Origin of the sequence: Ochrobactrum sp. SFR4 (assembly GCF_019730395.1) — a bacterium.
Lineage (GTDB): Bacteria > Pseudomonadota > Alphaproteobacteria > Rhizobiales > Rhizobiaceae > Pseudochrobactrum.
In genome coordinates, this window is the sequence record NZ_JAAPBB010001298.1 from 1 (window position 1) to 240 (window position 240).

Here is a 240-nt window from a genome sequence, read left to right on the forward strand (position 1 = left end):
GCGAAACCATTATGGATGGTCTGGATGAGTTGCGTGTCAAAGAATCAGACCGTCTTGCAGCTGTTGCCCGTGGCCTTGAAGCCAATGGTGTCGATTGTACTGAAGGCGAAATGTCGCTGACGGTGCGCGGCAATCCGTCCGGCAAGGGTTTTGGCGGCGGCACTGTTGCCACCCATCTCGACCACCGTATTGCCATGAGCTTCCTCGTGCTGGGACTGGCTTCTGAAAAACCGGTGACCG

The 240-nt window shown here is 56.7% G+C and carries 1 protein-coding gene; it reads left to right on the forward strand.

Going from position 1 to position 240, the window contains the following annotated elements; genetic code table 11:
- Positions 1-240: carboxyvinyltransferase (locus tag HBA93_RS23215; RefSeq protein ID WP_502910190.1), on the forward strand; the 240-nt coding region annotated here is incomplete at both ends.